The following is a 1,928-nucleotide window of genomic DNA, read 5'->3' as shown; positions in this document are numbered from 1 at the left end:
TTCACCTTCTACACCCACCCCGAGATCGAGTTCTTCCTGCTGCGAAACCCGATCACGCCAGGAGTCGAACCAATTGCTCTCGACCAAGGCGGCTATTTCGACCACACCACGATGGACGAGGGCACCGACTTTCGGCGGGACGCGATCAGCATGCTCGAACAGCTGGGGATCTCGGTGGAGTTCAGCCACCATGAGGGCGCACCCGGCCAGCACGAGATCGATCTGCGGTACGCCGACGCGTTGACGATGGCCGACAACATCATGACCTTCAAGGTCGTGGTGAAAGAGGTCGCTGTTGCCCAGGGCATTCGGGCATCGTTCATGCCCAAACCGTTCACCGGGCATGCCGGCTCGGGCATGCATACCCACTTGAGTCTGTTCGAGGGCGACCAGAACGCCTTCTACGATGCGACGGACGAGTTACGGCTCAGCAGGATAGGCAAACACTTCATCGCCGGGCTGCTCGCCCACGCCCGGGAGATCACCGCGGTCACCAACCAGTGGGTGAACTCGTACAAGCGGCTGGCGTGGGGCGGTGAGGCGCCCAGCTACGTCTGCTGGGGACGGAACAACCGCTCGGCGCTGGTGCGGATCCCGCTGTTCAAGCCCGACAAGGCCGGTTCGGCGCGGGTGGAGTACCGGGCCCTCGACCCGGCCTGCAACCCCTACCTGGCCTACGCGTTGCTGCTCAACGCCGGGCTGTCCGGGATCGAGCAGGAGTTGCCGCTGCCGATGGAGGCCGAGGACGACGTCTGGGCGCTAAGCGACCGGGAACGGCTGGCGATGGGTATCGAATCGCTGCCACGCAACCTGGAGAGCGCGATCGAGCTCATGCAGACCAGCGAACTGGTCGCCGAAACCCTCGGCGAGCACGTATTCGACTACTTCATGCGCAACAAGCGCGCCGAGTTCGACGCCTACCGGCAACAGGTGACCCCGCACGAGCTGCGGACGCTGCTGCCCAGGCTGTAGCTCAGTCCGGCCGGAAGACCGGGAAGATCCGGGCCGCCTCGGCGGCGTGTGAACCCGAATGGGTCAGGGTGCGGGCGGCGACCGCGCGCGTCCAGCTCTGCCTGCCGGTGGCGAGTGCCAGGAAGGTGTCCGGGTCGACCTCGACGACGTTGGGCGGGGTGCCACGCGTGTGGGTCGGGGCGTCCATGCTGGCGCTGACCTGGACGGCCACGTACGGCGGCACCCTGAGCTCGATGCTGCGGCCGGGGAACCGTTCGGCCAGCACGCCGGCCAGCGCCCGCACCGACTCCGCCCTGGCGCCCGGCTGGACGGTGCCGCCGGTGTCGATGGCCACGTTGACCGCCAGCACGACGCTGGCCCGCAGGAAGTCGATCAGCCGCACGCTGCCGAACCGCGAGGCGACGGTGTTGGGCAGGTTGTTGGCGGCCAGCGCTGCGGTCAGGTCGCTGAGCTGCGGAGCGAGCTGGCGGGCCAGGGTGGCAGCGTCCTCCATGCCCATCAGGCCGCTGATCATCTCGTCGACCTCGTCGCCGGCAAGTTCGCGCATGTGGAAGTGGTCACCCAGCGACAACGGGCTGCCGGGGGTGGCGACCGGCAGGGTGGCCAAGGCGTCCGAGACCAGGAACATCAGCCGGCCCAGTCCGAAGCGGGACAGCTTGCCGGCGGGCTGCACCAGGGTGTTCAACTGGTCGACGAACACGTCGCACACTGTGACGAGGGATCGATTCGCCCTCACTGCCAAGACCGCCACCCCTTGAGTCTGGGCGCCCGTCCTGACCGGAAGGTAACGTCAGGGTTACGGTCCTGCCAACTCGGGCTACCGATGAGCGCTAGGAGACTGCTGAAGAAGGCGTGTTTCAGTTTGGGATGAGCGGGACGGGCGGGTCGCCATCACTTTGGCCGTCGGAGCGGCTCTGGTAAGTCACAGCGCGTGGCTGGACACGAGGTCGACCCGC

Annotated in this window: 2 protein-coding genes; one reads left to right on the top strand and one right to left on the bottom strand. The window is 66.9% G+C overall.

Annotation, left to right across the window (positions count from 1 at the left end):
- Positions 1–972 (top strand): glutamine synthetase family protein (locus WBL05_RS04880; RefSeq protein WP_424224126.1); only part of this gene is annotated, 972 nt, incomplete at its 5' end.
- Position 973: 1 nt separating this feature from the next.
- Here the strand turns inward: WBL05_RS04880 and WBL05_RS04875 are convergent.
- Positions 974–1,672, bottom strand: coding sequence for a sterol carrier family protein (locus WBL05_RS04875; protein WP_424224125.1), 699 nt, complete (start codon positions 1,670–1,672; stop codon positions 974–976).
- Between the last annotated feature and the right edge of the window lie 256 nt (positions 1,673–1,928).

The sequence above is a fragment of the Brooklawnia sp. genome, assembly GCF_049651565.1.
In the GTDB taxonomy this organism is placed as follows: domain Bacteria; phylum Actinomycetota; class Actinomycetes; order Propionibacteriales; family Propionibacteriaceae; genus Brooklawnia.
The sequence above is the reverse complement of the archived record's forward strand: the minus strand, read 5'-3'. Positions and strand labels throughout refer to the sequence as shown.